Annotated in this window: 1 pseudogene; it reads left to right on the top strand. The window is 74.9% G+C overall.

Annotated features, from left to right (window positions below):
- A pseudogene (locus P3H78_RS33120) lies at positions 1–1,401 on the top strand (hypothetical protein); the annotation flags it as partial.

Below are 1,401 nucleotides of genomic sequence, written 5' to 3'. Positions count from 1 at the left end.
CGGCGCCTCTGCCACCGCGGCCGTCATCGCAACGGGACGCATCACCCTCGACTCCGACCTTCAGCGCGCCGGATACACCACCGAACGCCTCGGCGAACGCCGGGTGGTGGTGCGCCGGCCGCAGGGCGCGGTGCCGGTCGGACCGGACAGCCCCGCCCACCGCACCCGGCCCGACGCGGTGCGCCTCGCCGCCGTGAACGCGGCCCTGCGGCCGCTGCACGCCCACCTCACCGACCTGCTGTCCGCCATCCACGACGCGCAGCCTGGCCTCGCCGAGATCGACGACCTCGAAGCCCTCAGCGCCGAACTGGCGGCGCTCGATGAGGACTTCCCCCTGGCCAGCAACCCGCCCGGTCTTCTGGACCAGTCGGCACGCCGCCAGGCACTGCAGCGCACCGGCGTCTACGGCCTGCTCGACCAGCTGAAGCGGGAGGCTTCACCCCGCAACGAGGCCCTCGACCGTGCCCTGGTCGACGTGCACGGACAACACGCCGACCGGTACGTCCACGCTCTCGCCGGCACGCTGCAGCACCTGCTGCACGAGTACGCCAGCGGCCGGAACGACTTCACCCGCACCCGGCTCACCAGCCCCTACCCCACCTTGGCGGAAGAGCAGCGCGCCGCCCTCGCACGCGAGGCCGCCGTGGCCCCGGCCGCGGCCGTGGAAAGCGCCCCGACCGTCCAGGACACGACACCGTCCGCCGAGCCGTCCCCGGCGGCGGACGAAGCCGCACGCGACGCGGACCCGGAGCCGGTGGACGGCCAGCAGGGCGCCGTCCCGCCGGCCGCGGGCGGAGGCGCCGGACGCGACAACCCGCCGCCGCCCGCTCCCGGCGGCAACGACGAACCGGACCAGCCCGACGAGCAGGCCGCGCCCCAACCCGCCCCGGTCAGCGCCGGATCGGCCCCGGCCTTCACCCGTCTCCGGCAGATCCGCGCACCGCGCCGCGCTCTCAACGAGGCCGTACGGACACTGGCCGCCACCGACCACTTCACGCAGCGTGCCGCCCAGGACGGTCCCGAGACCGCACTGCGCGAGGCCCTGGCCACCTTCACCCGGGTCTCCCTGAACCAGCCGCTCGACTTCCACACGGCCGTCGAAGCCCTCCACGCGGCCGCCACTCTGGTCGACGACACCTGGAGGAACACCGACGTGCCGGGGGAGGCCGCCCAGGCCCTGGCCAAGCTGGTGCAGGCCGCGGAAGCGTTCACCGGCTCGTGGCGGGCCACCGTCACCTCGCCGGACTGGGACACCCTTTTCAAGGGAGCGCCCCGCCCCAGCCTCCCGCAGCCCGCCGCCACCGCGGCACCGGCCGCCCTGGAGATCAACGATGCCGCTATGCCCGGCATCACCCTGGCCGAGCAGCACGCCGCCCTCCGCACCGTGATCAACGCCTACGG

This window comes from Streptomyces tropicalis (genome assembly GCF_029269835.1).
In the GTDB taxonomy this organism is placed as follows: Bacteria; Actinomycetota; Actinomycetes; order Streptomycetales; family Streptomycetaceae; genus Streptomyces; species Streptomyces tropicalis.
Note: the sequence above shows the minus strand (reverse complement) of the source record. Positions and strands in the feature narration are given on the sequence as shown.